At 72.1% G+C, this 15,599-nt stretch carries 16 protein-coding genes; 13 read left to right on the forward strand and 3 right to left on the reverse strand.

The genetic code is table 11. From position 1 onward, the window contains the following. Positions 1–23: 23 nt before the first annotated feature. The 3 genes from IE145_RS03505 to IE145_RS03515 all read right to left on the reverse strand — a co-directional run bounded on the left by IE145_RS03505 (position 24) and on the right by IE145_RS03515 (position 2,918). On the reverse strand, positions 24–707 hold the full coding sequence (locus tag IE145_RS03505; protein WP_189518715.1) for a helix-turn-helix transcriptional regulator: 684 nt from the start codon (positions 705–707) through the stop codon (positions 24–26). 262 nt (positions 708–969) lie between these two features. Further along, positions 970–2,097 (reverse strand): sensor histidine kinase, encoded by a 1,128-nt coding sequence (locus IE145_RS03510; RefSeq protein ID WP_229825290.1) that lies wholly within the window; start codon positions 2,095–2,097, stop codon positions 970–972. Positions 2,098–2,267: 170 nt separating this feature from the next. After that, a complete protein-coding gene (locus IE145_RS03515) occupies positions 2,268–2,918 on the reverse strand; it encodes a response regulator (protein ID WP_189518720.1) in 651 nt (216 codons plus the stop codon). 472 nt (positions 2,919–3,390) lie between these two features. Here IE145_RS03515 and IE145_RS03520 point away from each other — a divergent pair, with 472 nt between their 5' ends. The 13 genes from IE145_RS03520 to IE145_RS03580 all read left to right on the forward strand — a co-directional run bounded on the left by IE145_RS03520 (position 3,391) and on the right by IE145_RS03580 (position 15,553). Beyond that, the gene (locus tag IE145_RS03520; protein WP_189518721.1) at positions 3,391–4,665 is read left to right on the forward strand and encodes an ATP-binding protein; all 1,275 of its coding nucleotides are present in this window, start codon (positions 3,391–3,393) and stop codon (positions 4,663–4,665) included. After that, positions 4,662–5,066, forward strand: a complete 405-nt coding sequence (locus IE145_RS03525) for a roadblock/LC7 domain-containing protein (RefSeq protein WP_010063113.1) — start codon at positions 4,662–4,664, stop codon at positions 5,064–5,066. The genes IE145_RS03520 and IE145_RS03525 overlap by 4 nt, the downstream gene beginning before the upstream one ends. Beyond that, the gene (locus IE145_RS03530; RefSeq protein ID WP_030707069.1) at positions 5,063–5,437 is read left to right on the forward strand and encodes a DUF742 domain-containing protein; all 375 of its coding nucleotides are present in this window, start codon (positions 5,063–5,065) and stop codon (positions 5,435–5,437) included. The genes IE145_RS03525 and IE145_RS03530 overlap by 4 nt, the downstream gene beginning before the upstream one ends. After that, complete coding sequence (locus IE145_RS03535) at positions 5,412–6,002, forward strand: GTP-binding protein (RefSeq protein ID WP_189518723.1); 591 nt, start codon at positions 5,412–5,414, stop codon at positions 6,000–6,002. Before IE145_RS03530 ends, IE145_RS03535 begins: the two co-directional genes overlap by 26 nt. A gap of 94 nt (positions 6,003–6,096) precedes the next feature. Further along, positions 6,097–7,506 (forward strand): cytochrome P450 family protein, encoded by a 1,410-nt coding sequence (locus tag IE145_RS03540; RefSeq protein WP_189518725.1) that lies wholly within the window; start codon positions 6,097–6,099, stop codon positions 7,504–7,506. 269 nt (positions 7,507–7,775) lie between these two features. Continuing rightward, on the forward strand, positions 7,776–8,903 hold the full coding sequence (locus IE145_RS03545; RefSeq protein WP_189519248.1) for a cytochrome P450: 1,128 nt from the start codon (positions 7,776–7,778) through the stop codon (positions 8,901–8,903). Beyond that, complete coding sequence (locus tag IE145_RS03550; RefSeq protein ID WP_189518727.1) at positions 8,900–9,715, forward strand: enoyl-CoA hydratase/isomerase family protein; 816 nt, start codon at positions 8,900–8,902, stop codon at positions 9,713–9,715. The genes IE145_RS03545 and IE145_RS03550 overlap by 4 nt, the downstream gene beginning before the upstream one ends. Positions 9,716–9,739: 24 nt before the next feature. Continuing rightward, a complete protein-coding gene (locus IE145_RS03555; protein ID WP_189518729.1) occupies positions 9,740–10,714 on the forward strand; it encodes a TerC family protein in 975 nt (324 codons plus the stop codon). A 61-nt stretch (positions 10,715–10,775) separates the two neighbouring features. Beyond that, entirely contained in the window at positions 10,776–10,979 is a 204-nt protein-coding gene (locus IE145_RS03560; protein ID WP_189518731.1) for a hypothetical protein, read from the forward strand. A gap of 128 nt (positions 10,980–11,107) precedes the next feature. Beyond that, on the forward strand, positions 11,108–11,911 hold the full coding sequence (locus tag IE145_RS03565; RefSeq protein WP_189518733.1) for a VOC family protein: 804 nt from the start codon (positions 11,108–11,110) through the stop codon (positions 11,909–11,911). Between the two features lie 178 nt (positions 11,912–12,089). Next, the gene (locus tag IE145_RS03570) at positions 12,090–12,485 is read left to right on the forward strand and encodes a TOBE domain-containing protein (protein WP_189518735.1); all 396 of its coding nucleotides are present in this window, start codon (positions 12,090–12,092) and stop codon (positions 12,483–12,485) included. An 86-nt stretch (positions 12,486–12,571) separates the two neighbouring features. Beyond that, the gene (modA, locus tag IE145_RS03575) at positions 12,572–13,393 is read left to right on the forward strand and encodes a molybdate ABC transporter substrate-binding protein (RefSeq protein WP_189518737.1); all 822 of its coding nucleotides are present in this window, start codon (positions 12,572–12,574) and stop codon (positions 13,391–13,393) included. 204 nt (positions 13,394–13,597) lie between these two features. Continuing rightward, complete coding sequence (locus IE145_RS03580; protein ID WP_189518746.1) at positions 13,598–15,553, forward strand: ABC transporter permease; 1,956 nt, start codon at positions 13,598–13,600, stop codon at positions 15,551–15,553. Positions 15,554–15,599 lie beyond the last annotated feature (46 nt).

The following is a 15,599-nucleotide window of genomic DNA, read 5'->3' on the forward strand; positions in this document are numbered from 1 at the left end:
CCTTCATGTTGTGTGCGGCCGGTTCAGCCGGCCATCGGCATACGCGCCACGAGCTGACCGCGGTTACGGAATCCGGTCTTCTGCAGAATGTTCGACATATGGAACTTCACGGTGCTCTCCGCGATATAGAGGGCGCCGGCGATCTCACTGTTGTTCATTCCCTTCGACACCAGGGAGACCACTTCGTACTCCCGTGCCGTCAGGGCCGGATCGTGCGGCCGGCCCGGCCGGTGCACCTGTGCGGGAACGACGGTCGGCCGGACGGCCCCCGACGGTGCCGACGGCTGCCCGCGCAGCAGCGGACGGACGAGCGTGGGCGATATCCACCCGTGCCCGGCGGCGACCTCCTGCACGGCCTCCAGGAAGGCCTCGTCCAGGTCGTCCCGGTCCACGACCGCGCGGACGTCGGCTTTCCCCGCTCCGAGACGGTCGATCTCCGAGCCGTAGGTCAGCGCCACGACGGGCGTGGCGCCCCGTATCTCGTCGAGCCGGTCGATGTCGACGACCAGGACGTCGGACGGAACCCCGGACGGAAGCCCGGGCGAAACCCCCGACGAGACGCCGGACCGGTCGCCGGACGACAGGAGCCCCCCGGCCCCCTCGCACGCGACGGCCTTCCAGCCACGATGGGCGAAGAGTCGGGTGAGTCTCCGCCGCAACGACAATCTGGCGACCATCAGCCCCACGGCTATACAGTCATCTGCCATTTCTGCCCTACTTCCCCCGTACGGCCGCCGGCAGGGCGGATCCGTCACGACGGCCCCCGCACGGCGTGCGCTGGTCAAGGCGCGCAACGATCCTAGCTTTCCCAGGAAAATGACAGCAAGCAGCCATACACTTAAGGGAGCGGGGTCCGAATTATCCGGTCAATCGACGGGGGCACCCCCCGCCGGTCGGCGGGGTCCGGGATCTTCGATCTCCTCCCGGAGAAGGACCGGAAAGACGGATCACGTGCCTGTGGACACACCCTCAGAAAGTCTGCCGGGACGGAAACACGGCCTGGATCCGGAATCCGCCGCCGGGCTCGGGCCCGGCTTCGAAGGTGCCGCCGAGCAGCAGGGCCCGTTCGCGCAGACCGACGAGGCCGTGGCCGCCGGCGGGCAGGTCGAGGGGGGCGGTGGAACCGTCGTCGGCGGTGTTGCGGACGTCGACCCGCAGACCGCCGTCCAGGGGCTGGACCCGGATGTCCACCTCGGCGCCGGGGGCGTGCTTGGTCACGTTGGTGAGGGCTTCCTGGACCGTCCGGTAGGCGGCCCGCTCCACCGCCTGGGACCAGTGGCCGGGGGTGTCCGGGGCGGCGAGGGTGACGCGCAGACCGCAGTCGCGGACCAGGGCGGGCAGGTCCGTGAGCCGGGGCTGCGGGTCGAGGCCGGGCGCGGGGCCACCGGCCGCCCGCAGGACGCCCACCATGTGCTGGAGCTCCGTGAGGGTCTTCACGGAGAGCTCGCGGACGACCCCGGCGGTCGACCGTACGGTGGCCGCGTCCGGTTCGCCGACCTGGAGCGCCCCCGCCTGGAGGCTGATGAGGCTGACCTGGTGGGCGACGACGTCGTGCATCTCCCGCGCCAGCCAGGCGCGCTCGGTGGCCAGGGTCCGCTCGGCGAGGAGCCGGTGCTCGCGCTCCCGGCCCTCCGCCAGTTCCCGCTGGCGCTCGCGGCGCACCCGGGCCGTACGCCCCAGGACCAGCGCCCCGGCGGCCAGGACGCAGGAGTCCATCGCCATGATCAGGGTCTCCCGGTCGACCGCGAGCTCCGGCAGGTCCGTGACCGGGTACGGCAGGAACTGGGCCAGGGCGACCGCGACCGCCCCCACGGCTCCGACGGCCACGTTGCGGCGGCGGTCGGCGAGGCAGTAGAGCGCGATCAGCGGGGCGAAGGCCAGGTGGCCGACGTACATGCCGGGCAGGCCGACGAGCAGCACCACCTCGGGCCAGCGCCGCCGCAGCACCAGCGCGCCCGCCGCGGCGAGCGCGACCCAGAGGCCGGGTCCGGTCCCGAAGCCGTTGACGAGGAGACCGTCGCCCACGGCGATCCCGACCGGCACGGCGGCCCGGCCGACGGCCCGCGCCCGGCGGGACGTGAGGGACGTGAGGGACATACGGCAGGAGGTGAGAGACATACGGCGGACGTACGTCATGACGCCCGGCCGGCCGGACCCACCGACAGCGCCCGGCCTGCCGGACCCACCGACAACACCCCGCCGACCGGACCCGCCCACGACACCGCCTCGACCGGGCCCGCCCACCGCGCCCCGCCGATCGGTCCCGCTCACAACGCCCCGTCGATCAGGCCCGCCCGGTCCGCCAGCACCGCCGCCTGGACTCGGTTGACCCCGCCCAGCTTGGACAGCACCGAGCTGACGTGGTCCTTCACCGTGCCGTGGGAGAGCCGCAGCTCACGGGCGATCTCCCGGTTGGACAGGCCCGCGCCGACCAGGGCCAGCACCTGGCCCTCGCGGTCGGTCAGGACCCCGGTACGGTCGGCCGCACCGCCGTCCCGGCCCGCGGCGAGATAGCCCTCGATGACCGGGCCGACCGCCTCGGGCGCCAGGATCCGGCCGCCGGCGGCCAGCACGCGGACCGCGTGGACGAGCTGTTCCGGGGCCGTGTTCTTCATGAGTAAACCGACCGCCCCCGAGCGCAGCGCGTCGTCGATGTGCCGGCCCGCGTCGAAGGTGGTCAGCATCGCCACGGCGGGCGGCGCCGTCAGCGCCACCACCTGCCGCAGCACGGTCAGCCCGTCGACCTCGGGCATCCGGATGTCCAGCAGGAGGACATCGGGGCGCAGCTCCCGTACGCGATCGACGGCGTCGATCCCGTCGCAGCAGGCGACCACCTCGACGTCCGGGGCCGCCCCCAAGATCAGTTTCAGCCCGGACCGGACCAGCTGCTCGTCGTCCACGACGGCAACCCGAATCACGACGCTCCCCTCCGCCCGGCCGACCAGGACCACCGAAGGGTACGGCAGGAGCGGGGAGCGTTCCAGGGGAAGCGGAATGTTGAATTCCAGACCTTCCGGGCCCGACGACGGCCGCCCCGCCGCATCTCCGGGACCCGACGACGGCCGCCCCGCCGCGCCCCCCGGGCGGGGCCGACAGCCGTACCGGCGGCATCGGGAGCCCCTCCCTCACATCTCCGCAACGTGAACATTCTGCGTCAAGTGGCAACGGGCGTGGCGGCCTTGACATTTCGTCGAGCAGCCGATGATAAGATCATCTTACTTCCAGTGGGCTGATGGCGTATGGGGGCATTCCGGGAGGAATGAATTCCTCGGCCCCACCTTCGGAGGGGCACCTCCCGGAGCGGCGCACGGTCGTGGCGAACAAGCCCTGGCTGCGTGCCGCCTGATGGGGTGTCAAGCCGTTTCCGCCATGGCACTTGAAGTGAGTCTCATGACATTTGCACAGGGCCCTGTCGTCTGGGCGCTGGTGGTCGTAGCCCTGGTCGCCGTGGGTGCCGTTCTGCGTGCTCGCGCGATCAACGTCAAGCTGCGCAGGAACCACGCCGAGCTGCGCCAGGAGCGCGACGCCCTCCTCCACCAGCGGGACGAACTCCACGTCGTCCACAACACCCTGCTCCAGCGGCAGTCCGCCGAACTCGCGGAGGTCCGCAAGGACGCCGAGGAGGAGACCAAGGCCGTCCTCAAAGCAGCCGTCCGCACCCTCCAGGGCCTCGCCGACGAGCAGCAGGTCGTGATCGAGAAGGCCCAGCGCAAGTACGGGGACGACCCCGGGATCCTCGCCGATCTGATGGCCATGGACCACGCCAACAGCCAGTTCGGGCGGCGCGCCCAGGGCATTGCCGTGCTCTGCGGCGGCTGGCTCGGCCGGCGCGAGACCGTGGCCTCCGTCTTCGACGTGGCTCGCAGCGCCCAGGGCCGTATCCGGCACTTCGACCGGGTCCGGGTCAACGGCCAGGTGAACTTCTCCGTCGTCAGCCGCGCGGTCGAACCGGTCGCCGTGGTCCTCGCCGAGCTGCTCGCCAACGCAACGAACTACTCCGCCCCCGGCACCCCGGTCGAGATCAACATCCAGGCCGTCCCGACGGGCGTCTGCCTCATCGTCGACGACGCCGGTCTCGGCATGGGCCAGGAGGAGAAGGACCGCGCCGCGGCCCTCCTCTCCCCCCAGGCCGCGATCAGCGTCTCCAGCCTCGGTATTCCGCCGCAGTTCGGGTTCGCCGTCTCCGGGATGCTCGCCGCCCGCTACGGCTTCCGGGTCTCGGTGGACTCCGTTTCCCCCTATGGAGGCGTACGCGCGGTGGTCCTCATCCCCGACGAACTGCTCACCACCGAGGCGCCGCCCGCCGCCGCCCCGGCCGAGGCGCCCGAAGCGGCGCTCTCCCCGGCGCCGCAGGTCCGGCAGCCGGACCAGTGGCAGGCCCGGGCACAGTCCCAGCCCCAGCACCCGGCGCAGGCCCCGGCGCCGACCCCGCTCTTCCCGCCCACCCCGCAGCCGGACACCGCCACCCAGCCGCTCGCCCAGATCACCACCACCGCCGGCGGGCTGCCGAAGCGTCGTCGCAAGAGCCCGGTCTCCGCGGTGCCATCGGCGGAACCGGAGCCCGTGCGCAGCAACGAGGAGACCGCGTCGCGACTCGGCGCGTTCCAGCGCGGCACCCGTTCCGGGCGCGACACGACGACGACGGAAGGACCCGAGTTCCAGTGAACCCCGATCTGTCCTGGGTACTCAACGACCTGCTCCAGGTACCCGGCGCCCGGCACGCGATCCTGGTGTCCGCCGACGGCCTGCTGCTCGCCAACTCCAGCGAGATCGGCCGTGACGACGCGGAGACCGTCGCCGCGGCCATGAGCTCCATGCAGTCCCTCAGCCGGGCCGTCGCCCCCTTCATCGGCACCCGCGACCCGGGCAGATGGCGGCAGACGCTCCTGGAGTACGAGGACGGCTGGATCTTCCTCATCGCCGCGGGCACCGGCGCCTACCTCGCCGCCACCGCCGCCGCCGATGTGGACATGGAGGCCATGTCCTTCCGGATGCAGCAGCAGGTCACCGCGCTGGGCAAGGCGATGACCACACCGCCCCGCCGGACCGCGGACAGCGAGATATGACGGCGCCGGGCGAGGAGCAGCAGGTCAGCAGCGGGTTCGTCCGGTCCTATGTCATCACCGGCGGGCGGGGGCTGCCCGACGCGGAGGACCTCTCCCTCGTCACGCTGGTCACCCTCGCCCCCGAGAGCCAGCCGCCACCGAACCCGAGCCCCGAGGTCAAGGCGATCTGGGAGCTGTGTTCCGGCGGCTATCTCTCGGTGGCCGAGGTCGCCGGCCACCTCGGCCTGCCGGTCGGGGTGGCCCGTCTCCTGCTCCAGGATTTACACCAGCAGGGACACCTCCTGCGCCGGAAGGCGCCGCCGCCGGCCCAGCTCGTTGACAGGAAGATCCTCGAAGAGGTGTTGCATGGACTCCAAGTCCGGTTCGGCTGAGAGCATCTATGTGCCGGAAGCGGTCCAGCGCGCGGCGAAGATCCTCGTCGTCGGACACTTCGCGGTGGGCAAGACGACGCTGATCGGGACCCTGTCCGAGATCACGCCGCTGCGCACCGAGGAGCGGATGACCCAGGCCGCGGCCCAGGTCGACGATCTGCGGGGGGCGCCCGACAAGAAGACGACGACGGTCGCCCTGGACTTCGGGCGGCTCACCCTCAGCGACGAGCTGGTCCTCTACCTGTTCGGTACGCCGGGGCAGCAGCGGTTCGTGGAGCTGTGGGAGGACATGGCGCGCGGTTCGCTGGGCGCGCTGCTCCTGGTCGATCCGGCGCGGCTCGCCGACACGTTCCCCGTCATCGACCTGGTGGAGACGTACGGGCTGGAGTACGCGGTCGCCGTCAACAGCTTCGACCCGTACTCGCAGCACGCCGAGGACGAACTGCGCGAGGCGCTCGACCTGCTGCCGGACACCCCGGTCGTCTTCTGCGACGCCCGGGACCAGAAGTCCTCCGCGAACGCCCTGATCACCCTGGTCCGCCACCTCCTGACGCACGCGGCCTGACGGGCACACGGTCCGGCGCGCACACCACGACGCAGACGTAGACGTATACGAAGCCGGGGCCCTGCGGCCCCGCGATCACACCGAGGAAGCCGACATGGATCCGCAGCCGGGAGCCACCCCGTACAGCGCCCCCGCCGGGTGCCCCATGCACCAGCAGCAGACGTCGCTGTACGGACCGGAGTTCGCCGCCGACCCGCACCGCTTCTACGAGGCGGCACGCACCCACGGGCCGGCCGCGCCCATCGAGCTGGCCCCCGGGGTGGACGCCACGCTGATCGTGCAGCACGAGGCGGCGCTGCGGGTCCTCCAGAACCCGGCGCTGTTCGCCCGGGACTCGCGGCGCTGGGCCGCGCTGCGCGAGGGCGCCGTCCCCATGGACAGCCCGGTGCTGCCGATGATGATCTACCGGCCCAACTGCCTGTTCACCGACGGCGCGGAGCACCTGCGGCTGCGCAAGGCGGTCACCGAGTCGCTGGCGCGGCTCAACAGCAGCCGGCTGAGCCGGGACGTCGAGCGGATCGCCGACTACCTGATCGACCAGTTCATCGAGCGCGGCACCGCCGACCTGCTCAACGAGTACGCCAAGCTCCTGCCGCTGCTCCTGTTCAACCAGCTCTTCGGCTGCCCCGGCGACATCGGCGACCGGCTGACCCGCTCGATGTCGGCCATCTTCGACGGCGAGGACGTGCTCCGCGCCAACGCCGAGCTGACCGAGTGCCTGATGGAGCTGGTCTCGATCAAGCGCCGGCAGCCCGGCGACGACATCACCTCCTGGCTCATCCAGCACCCGGCGGGGCTGCGGGACGAGGAGCTGAAGGACCAGCTGGTGATGCTGATGGGCGCGGGTGTGGAGCCGGAACGCAATCTGATCGGCAACGCGCTGCTGCTGATGCTCGCCGGTGAGCAGCCGGGTGCGCCCGACCGGCGTGGTTCGGGGATGCTCGTCGAGGACGCGCTGGACGACGTCCTGTGGAACAACCCGCCGATCGCCAACTACGCCACGCACTACCCGGTGCGGGACATCGAGCTGAACGGGGTGGTGCTGAAGGCGGAGACCCCGGTCCTGATCAGCTTCGCCGCCGCGAACAGCGACCCGGGGCTCACCGACGCCCGCCAGACGCTCAGCAAGGGCGCCCATCTGGCCTGGGGAGCGGGCCCGCACGTGTGCCCGGCCAAGTCGCCCGCGACGCTGATCGCGCTGACCGCGATCGAGAAGATCCTCAACACCGTTCCGGACCTCTCGCTGGCCGTGCCCGCCTCGGGGGTGGCCTGGCGTCCGGGCCCGTTCCACCGGGCCCTGATCGCGCTGCCCGTAAGGTTCACGCCGACGGCCGCGCGGCGGGCGTCGGCCGGGGTGCAGCCGCCGGCGCAGACCTCGGCCCAGCTTCCCGACCCGTACCGGAACGCCTCCTCCGCGGCGCCGGTGACTCCCCGTCACGCGCCGGAGCCGGCCAAGAAGCACAAGGGCTGGTGGAGTTCGTTCCTGGACGTGTTCCGCGTATGACTCACCGCCCGACAATTCGCTGGTGAGAACGGGCATTTGTGACGATTGCATGTGACGGGGGCAACAGAGATCGATGCTTGGCGCAGATATCCGGAGGGGTAGGTTCTGGTCGGTAACCACGGGCCTAGGTCAAGGAACTCTGCGTGAGCATCACTGGTGGTACAAGCAGGACCCCGGACGGTCGGCGCGCGGTCATCGGTCTGCTCCGCAGACTCAATTCACCCGAAGGCCAGGCCGAACCGTACGGAATACTCGCGGAGCTGCGGACGATGGGTGACGTCGTCCGCGCTCCGTGGAACGGATACTTCGTCACCGGATTCGACACGTGCAGCACGGTGCTCCGGGGCCGTAACTGGCTCGCACCGGACCTCGCCTGGCAGGAGCGGCAGGACGACTCCAAGCAGTGGGACGCGATCGCGACCCGGGAGATGACCACCACCCTCGCCCGGCTCAACGCCCCCGAGCACACCTGCCAGCGCCGCTCGCTCGGCCATCTCTTCGACCGTTCCACCATCGAACGCCTCGCCCCCGACGTCGAGCGCGACGCCGACCGGCTGCTGGACGAGCTGGCGGAGAAGCTCCGCTGGGGCGAGGCCGACTTCGTCTCCACGGTCAGCGAACAGCTGCCGATCAGCACCGTCGGCTCCTGGCTGGGGATACCGCCCGAGGACTACCCGCACATCCTGGAGATCACCCACAACCAGGTGTACGCCCAGGAACTGCTGCCCACCAAGTCGCAGCTGGCCGTCTCGGCCGAGGCGACGCTGGCGCTGCGCGCGTACTTCACCGAACTGGTCGCCCGCCGCCGGGCCGAGCCCCGCCACGACGTGCTCACCGGCTGGATCCACACCTGGGACGCGATGGAGCCGGACCGGGAGAAGGCGGACGAGATCCTCTACCGGCTCACCATGTTCGTCACCATCGCCTCGCTGGAGACCACCGCGACGCTGCTCACCTCGATGACCCGCCTGCTGACCGAGCCCACCCGGTGGGCGTGGCTGCGGCAGTACCCGGAGCACATCGACGCGGCCGTGGACGAGGTGCTGCGCTACGACCCGCCGATCCACATCAACACCCGGATCGCCGCCGAGGACACCGTCCTGGCCGGCGTCCCCATCAAGAAGGACAGCATGATCCACGTCCTGTACGGAGCGGCCAACCACGATCCGCGGCGGAACCCGGGCCCGGACGGCTTCGACATCCTGCGCGGCGGCAGCCACCTCACCTTCGGCGGCGGGGTGCACTACTGCCTGGGCGCCGCGCTGGCCAAGCTGGAGGCGCGGACGCTGCTGGCACGGATGCTGGACCGCTTCCCCACCCTGCGCACCGTCGCGCCGCCGCAGTACGCCACCCGGATGGTCTTCCGCCGGATCACCTCGCTGGGCGTGGCCCTGTGAAGCTCTCGCTGCCCGACTTCCTGACCTCGAACGACCGCTCCACGACGGTACGCACCCGGCGCGAGGGCGCCGTCCTGCACGTGGAGCTGAACGCGCCCGCGAGCGGGAACGCGGTGACCGAGGCGATGCTCGACGAACTGCTGGACGTCGTCGCCGTCCCGGACCCACAGGTGCGGGTGCTGGTGCTCGGCGCGGCGGGGGACGACTTCTGCCTGGGCGGGGACCGCACCGAGTTCGGCCAGTGGCTGGAGGAGGACCCGACGGGCCGGGGCATCCGGGTCGCCGGGGAGAAGGCCCGCCGGGTCTGCGAGGCGCTCTCCGGCGGCCGGGCGGTGACGATCGCCCGGGTCCAGGGCAAGGCGGTCGGTGCGGGGTTCGCGCTGGCCCTCGCCTGCGATCTGCGGGTCGGCGCGGAGAACGCCTCCTTCCGGCTGCCGGAGCTGGCGCTCGGGCTGCCGACCGCCTGGGGCGGGCTGCTGCCCCGGCTGATCCACGAGGTGGGCGCGGCCCGGGTCCGCGAGCTGATCCTGACCGGCCGGGCCTTCGGCGCGGACGAGGCCCGCGAGCTGTCCGTGCTCCAGCGGGTGGTGCCCGAGGCGGAACTGGACGACGCGGTCGCCGCCTGGGCGAAGCCGGTGGTGCGCCGCCCGGAGGCCGCGCTGCGGGTCACCAAGGCGCTGCTGAACTCCTACGCCGCCGCCACCCGGCTGGCCGACCCCTCGTTCCTCGACGCGGAGCTGATGGCCTCGGTCGCGGCCGCCACCCGGCGCTCTCCGGCGGGCGGCGACGGGACGGGCGGGTCACACTCGTAGAAACCCGAGTGGGAGGTCTCCGGCGTGGACGTACCGGTGTGGCTGTGGATCGTGTTCGCCGTGACCGTCGTCGTCTCGCTGACGGTCGACCTCCTCGCGCACCGCAAGGCGCATGTCATCGGCTTCAAGGAGGCCGGGCTGTGGAGCGCCCTGTGGGTGGGTCTCGCACTGGTCTTCGGCGGGGTCGTCTTCCTGACGCTGGGGACGACCGCCGGAACGGAGTACACGACCGCGTGGCTGCTGGAGAAGAGCCTCTCGGTCGACAACCTCTTCGTCTTCGCGCTGATCTTCGCGTATTTCAAGGTGCCCCGGGAGTATCAGCACCGGGTGCTTTTCTACGGCGTGATCGGCGCCCTGGTGTTCCGGGCGCTCTTCCTGACCGCCGGTGTCGCGGTGGTGAACCGCTTCACGTTCGTCCTGTTCCTCTTCGCCGCGATCCTTTTCTACAGCAGCTACAAGATCCTCAGCGGCCAGGAGGAGAATTTCGACCCGGGCAAGAGCTTCGCGGTACGGCTGCTGCGGAAGATCATGCCGGTCCAGGACGACTACTCCGGCACGCATTTCATCGTCCACCAGGAGGGGCGGCGCATCGCCACGCCGCTGCTCGCGGTCGTCGCCGCGATCGAGGCGGCCGACCTCATCTTCGCGGTCGACAGCGTGCCCGCGGTGCTCGCGGTCAGCGACGACCTGTTCATCGTCTACACCAGCAACGCCTTCGCGATCCTGGGGCTGCGGGCCCTGTACTTCCTGCTGGCCGGGCTGCTGGACCGGTTCCACTACCTGAGCCACGGCCTGGCGATCATCCTCGCCTTCATCGCGGTCAAGCTCATCCTCCAGGCGTCCCACAAGATGATCAGCACCTCGATCCCGGAGATCCCGTCGCCGGTGAGCCTCGCGGTGATCGTCGTGATCCTGGCCGTGTCGGTGACCCTGAGCATGCGCCGCCCGCCGCCGGACCGGAACAGCACGGACGCCTCCGGCACCGACGCGAGCAAGTAGGGCGAAGGCAAAGCAAAGGGAAAGACTTTCCCAAATCATCCGCCGGGCCTATCGTGAGTAAATGGACAGCAAAAAGCGTGACCTTCATCAGCGGGCCGCTTTCATGTGCCCCACCTGCAAACAGCCCGTCCCCGCCGAAATCCACCGCCACAAGTCCCTGGGGATCTTCGTCCCGGTCTGGCGCGCGGGCCCCTGCGAGAACCCCGACTGCCCGGAATACACCACCGCCCGGGAGTGGCGCGCCCGGCACCGCTCACACCACTGACGCCCCCGGCCGGTCCAGCCGGGGGCCGGTCCTCCCGACGCGCGAACCGGCTCCCGGCTGACTAGCGTGGGCCCTACGGGCGGGGGCCGAAGGCAGAGCTCGGGGACTCAGGGAAGGACCGGCGCGCCATGGCTGTACAACCCGAGGGCACCCCGTGCTGGGCGGACGCCACGTTCGCCGACGTCGAGGGCGCGAAGAGCTTCTACGCGGACGTGCTCGGCTGGACGTTCGGCGACAGCCAGGCGGAGTTCGGCTACTACACGCAGGCGTACGCGAACGGCAGGGCGGCCGCCGCCGTCTCGCCGCCCATGCCGGGCGACGAGGGGAACCCCTCGTCCTGGTGCCTCTACCTCGCCTCGCAGGACACCGCCGCGACCGCCGCGAGGGTCCGCGAACACGGCGGCGAGATCCTGCTGGAGCCGATGGAGGTCGGCGCGTTCGGCACGATGGCGCTGGCCCGCGACCCCGGCGGAGCCGTGTTCGGCATCTGGCAGGGCAACACCCACGAGGGGTTCGAGACGGAGATGGGCGCACCCGGCGGGTACTGCTGGGCCGAGGTCTTCACCCGGGACGCGAAGGCGGTGGACACGTTCTACCCGGCCGTCTTCCCGTACACGGAACGGAAGATGGACGACGCGACGATGGACTTCGCCGTCTTCGAGGTCCAGGCGCAGCCGGTGCTCGGCCGGATGGCGATGGACGGCGACTTCCCGCCCGAGGTGCCCTCCTACCTCAACGTGTACTTCGCCGTCCCGGACTGCGACGCGGCGGTGGCGAGGGCGACCGAGCTCGGCGGGGCGCTGCACTACGGACCGATGGACAGCCCGTTCGGCCGGTTCGCGGTGCTCGGCGACCCGCAGGGCGCCGCGTTCTCCGTGATCGACGTGACCACCACCGAGGGCGAGATGCCGGAGATGGGTCCGGCGACCTGACCCGACCCCGGCTGTCGGCGACCGGCGGGCCGCGTACCGGAGAACGGGCGCGGCCCGTCCGTCCGGCCCGGGTATCCCGCCCCGGGCCCCGTAGCATCATCCGACAGTCCTCGCATCTGCGATGGAGCATCGTCCAGAGAGTCGCACATGCCACCACCACTGGCCTAGCGTGTCGCACATGCAGTCCTACACAATCGGCCAGGCAGCACGACTTCTCGGGGTCAGCCCCGACACCGCCCGCCGCTGGGCGGACGCCGGCCGGGTCGCGACCCACCGCGACGAGGCCGGCCGCCGTCTCATCGACGGCCGCGCGCTGGCCGCCTTCTCGATCGAGGTCGGCCAGGGCGCGGGCGGCGAGGACGAGGCCCCCTACACCTCGGCCCGCAACGCGTTCCCGGGCATCGTCACCGCGGTGAAACTCGGCGACGTCGCGGCCCAGGTCGAGATCCAGGCCGGGCCGCACCGGCTCGTCTCGCTCCTGACCCGGGAAGCGGTGGAGGAGCTGGGCCTGGAGGTCGGTATGCGGGCGACCGCCCGTGTGAAGTCGACCAACGTGCACATCGACCGCACGTGAGCCCGCCCCGTCCTCCCGTACCGCACCCGCGCGGGCGACCCGCGCCTCACGCCCACGCGCTCACGCGCCCAAGGAGCCTCGCCCTCATGTCTCTCCTGCTCATCCGCCGCCGTACGGCCGCCGCCGTCCTGACCGCCGCGCTCCTCGTGCCGCTCGCCGCCTGCGGCAACGACGCCTCCGGCACCGCGAAGGACCGGGGCCGGGGCACGGCCGGCGGCTCGGGGTCCTCGTCCACAGCCCCGCAGGCCGATCTGACCGTGCTGGCCGCGTCCTCCCTGACGGACGTCTTCAAGGAGGCGGGGGCCGCGTACGAGGCGAAGAACCCCGGCACCGAGGTGACGTTCTCCTTCGCGGGCTCCCAGGAGCTGGCCGCCCAGGTCAAGCAGGGCGCCCCCGCCGACGTCCTGGTCACCGCCGACACCAAGACGATGGACGGCCTCTCCGCCGACACCGGCAAGCCCACCGTCATCGCCGAGAACCGCCTCGTCATCGCCGTCGGCGAGGGCAACCCGGAGAAGGTCCAGAACATCGAGGACCTCGCCGACCCGAAGCTGAAGGTCGTCCTGGCCGCCCCCGAGGTACCGGTGGGCCGCTACGGCAAGCAGATCCTCGACGCGCACAAGACCGAGGTGAGGCCCGTCTCCCAGGAGCCCAACGTCCGCGCGGTCCTCAGCAAGGTCGAGCTGGGCGAGGCGGACGCCGGGCTCGTCTACAGGACCGACGCCGCGACCGCCACCGACAAGGTCGACGCGATCGAGGTCCCGGACGCGCAGAACGCCATCGCCTCCTACCCGGCCGCCACCCTGAAGGCGTCGAAGCACAGCGAGGCGGCCACCGCGTTCGTCGCCTGGCTCTCCACGCCCGAGGCGCAGAAGATCCTCCAGGGCGCGGGCTTCCAGCAGCCGTAACCGCACCCGCCCGCCCCGGCGGATGCCCGTACACCGCCGAGAACCCCGCCCGCCCCGGCGGGACCCGCACACCGCCGGGAACCCCGCCCGTCCCGGCGGGCCCGGTACACCGCCGAGAACCCCGCCCGCCCCGGCGGGACCCGTACCGTCCCACGGGCCCACCGGCACCGCCCGATCCCCCCGCCGCCGCCCGACGAGGTCACCATGAAACGACCGGCACTCCGCCGTACGCCCGGGGCCCGCGCGCCCCTGCTGCTGACGGTGCCCGCGCTGCTGGCCGTGGCGTTCCTGATGCTGCCGCTCGTCGGGATCCTGGCCCGCACCTCCTGGGGCGAGCTGGGCGACCACCTCACCGCCGGGGCAACCACCGAGGCGCTGCGGCTCTCGCTGCTCGTCTCGCTCTCGTCGCTGGGGCTCTCGCTGCTGTTCGGGGTGCCGCTGGCGTGGCTGCTGGCCCGGGTGCCGTTCCCCGGCAGGACGTTCGTTCGCTCGCTGGTGCTGCTGCCGATGGTGCTGCCGCCCACGGTCGGCGGTGTCGCCCTGCTGCTGGCGTTCGGGCGGCGCGGACTGCTCGGCCCCTGGCTGGAGGACACCTTCGGCATCACGCTGCCCTTCCACACCTCGGGGGCCGTGCTCGCGGCGACGTTCGTCGCGATGCCGTTCCTGGTCATCTCGCTGGAGGGCGCGCTCGGCGGACTCCGCCCCCGGTACGAGGAGACCGCCGCGTCCCTGGGGGCGTCCCCGATCCGGGTGTTCCTCACCGTGACGCTGCCGATGGTCGCCCCCGGGCTGATCGCCGGGGCCGCCCTGACCTGGGCGCGGGCGCTCGGCGAGTTCGGCGCGACCATCACCTTCGCCGGGAACCTCCCCGGCACCACGCAGACCCTGCCGCTCCAGGTCTATCTGCTGCTCCAGGACTCGCCGGAGGCCGCCACCTCCGTATCTCTGCTGCTCCTGGCCATCGCGATGATCGTGCTCATCGCGCTGCGGGGCCGCTGGACCGGCGCCCCGGGCGGGCACCGGGACCCCGCGAGTCGTACGGCGGCGGCCGACCCGGAGGAGCCCGCGGCCCCGGCCCCGTCCCCCGAAGCGCCTCCGGGCCTCCCGCAGGAGGCCGCCCCCGAACCCTGGCCGCTGCACGCCGACGTCACCGGCTTCACCCGCCTCACCCTGGACGCGGGTCCCGGCACCACCATCGCGGTGGTCGGCCCCAACGGCGCGGGCAAGACGACGCTTCTGCGGGCCCTCCTCGGCCTCACCCCCCGTGCCCGCGCCGAACTCCGCCTCGGCGACGACGACGTCACCAGCCTCCCCCCGCACCGCCGGGGCGTGGCCTGGGTCCCCCAGGACGGGGCCCTCTTCCCGCACCTGAGCGCCCTCACCAACACGGCGTACGGGCTCCGCGCCCACGGCGTCCCGCGCGCCGAGGCCCGCCACGAGGCCCAGGGGTGGCTGGACCGGCTCGGGGTGGGCCACCTCGCCCACCGCAAGCCCGCCCAGCTCTCCGGCGGCCAGGCCCAGCGGGTCGCCCTGGCCCGCGCGCTCGCCGCCCGCCCGCGCCTCCTGCTGCTGGACGAACCGCTCGCCGCCCTCGACCAGACCACCCGGGCCCGGGTGCGGCACACCCTGCGCGGGCACCTCGCGGAGTTCGGCGGGGTCTGTCTGATCGTCACCCACGACCCGGTCGAAGCGGTCTCGCTGGCCGACCGGGTCCTGGTGCTGGAGGACGGCCGGGCCCTCCAGGACGAGCCACCCGCCGAGGTCACCCGGCACCCGCGCTCACCCTGGGTGGCCCGGATGCTGGGCCGCAACGCCTGGCCCGGCACCGCCACCGCCGACGGGCTCGCGCTGGAGGGCGGCGGCCACCTCGTGGTCGCCGAGCCCCTCCCGGCCGGCACGGACGCCCTCGCGGTCATCGCGCCCGAAGCCGTCTCCGTACACCGGGAGCGGCCCACCGGATCGCCGCGCAACGTCTGGCCGGGCACGGTCCGCGAGATCACCTCGGGTGGCAGCCGGCTGCGGCTGCTGATCACCTCGGCCGAGGCACCCGACCTGGTCGCGGAGATCACCCCGGCAGCCGCCGCCGAGCTGGGCATCGCCGACGGAAGCGCCGTCTGGACCAGCGTGAAGGCGACGGAGGCGACGGTCGTACCGCTGTAGCCCGTCCCGGCAGTCCCGGCCCGGGAACCGGAGACACCGCCCCGGA

The organism is Streptomyces sindenensis, assembly GCF_014649035.1.
Taxonomy (GTDB): Bacteria; Actinomycetota; Actinomycetes; order Streptomycetales; family Streptomycetaceae; genus Streptomyces; species Streptomyces sindenensis.